This is a genomic window from uncultured Aurantimicrobium sp., assembly GCF_936931525.1.
Classification (GTDB): Bacteria; Actinomycetota; Actinomycetes; order Actinomycetales; family Microbacteriaceae; genus Aurantimicrobium.
The window spans coordinates 1-1,184 of the sequence record NZ_CAKZII010000127.1 but is presented as its reverse complement, the minus strand read 5'-3'; the positions used below and the strand labels follow the sequence as shown (position 1 = coordinate 1,184).

Annotated in this window: 1 protein-coding gene and 1 pseudogene; both read left to right on the top strand. The window is 57.7% G+C overall.

The annotated features are described in order from the left end of the window. Positions 1-331, top strand: a pseudogene (locus tag Q0362_RS05955) (4-carboxy-4-hydroxy-2-oxoadipate aldolase/oxaloacetate decarboxylase); the annotation flags it as partial. Continuing rightward, the coding region (locus tag Q0362_RS05950; protein ID WP_298121184.1) for a 4-oxalomesaconate tautomerase at positions 324-1,184 on the top strand (861 nt) is incomplete at its 3' end. The pseudogene Q0362_RS05955 and the gene Q0362_RS05950, both read left to right, overlap by 8 nt.

Sequence of the window (1,184 nt, the reverse complement as noted above, 5' to 3'; positions counted from 1 at the left end):
AACGTTGACCGAGATGGGCTTCCCTGTCTGGTCCAAGACCATTAGCTCGCAAGGCACCGTCAAGGAAACCATTGCGAACGTACAGACACCGATTCTGATGGCAGACCAGCTGGTTCGCCCCGGCGACGTGATTGTTGCTGACATTGATGGTGTCTGCTTGGTCAAGCGCGAAGATGCCGAAAAGGTTCTCAAGGCTGCTCAGGAGCGCGAAGCCATGGAAGCGGGCAAGCGCACACGCCTGGCAACTGGAGAACTCGGTCTCGACATCTACAACATGCGCGACAAGCTCGCTGCAAAGGGTCTCGTATACGAGGACTACGCGGGTGAATAACTCTCAGGTTGCTGTTCCTTGCTCCGTCATGCGCGGAGGAACTTCGAAGGGGCTGTATTTCCTGGCAAGTGACTTGCCAGCAGATCGTGCTGCCCGGGACACCTTCTTGCTCGCTGCCATGGGTTCGCCCGATGTGCGCGAGATCGACGGCATGGGTGGTGGCCACCCGCTGACCTCCAAGGTTGCCGTGGTGAGCAAGTCAGAACGTGACGGCATCGACGTGGACTATCTGTTCCTCCAGGTCTGGCCTGACCGTGCTGAAGTCAGCGACCAGCAGAACTGCGGCAACATCTTGGCCGGTGTGGGTCCCTTTGCCATTGAAAAGGGACTTGTTCCTGCAGCAGACGGCGTGACCCCGGTCGCGATTTACATGGAGAACACCGACTCCAAGGCAACGGCGTTCGTGGAGACTCCTGGCGGAGTCGTCAACTACGCCGGTACTGCCCGTATTGACGGTGTTCCTGGAACCCACGCACCTATCAACATCAACTTTGAAGATGTTGCTGGCTCAAGCTGTGGTGCTCTGCTTCCCACTGGCAACGTGGTTGATGAAGTTTTGGGTGTGCAGGTCACCTGCATCGACAACGGCATGCCCGTTGTCTGCCTGAATGCCTCTGACTTCGGTATCACTGGATACGAGACTCCTGCCGAGCTCGAGGCGAATGCTGAGCTCAAGGCTCGAGTGGAAGAGATTCGCTTGGCTGTCGGGCCACTGATGAACCTTGGTGACGTCACGAACAAGACCGTGCCCAAGATGAGCTTGCTGGCTCCTGCGAGGGACGGTGGCCTTCTCTCTACTCGCACCTTCATTCCTCACCGTGTGCACGAAAGCATCGGTGTTCTGGGTGCTGTC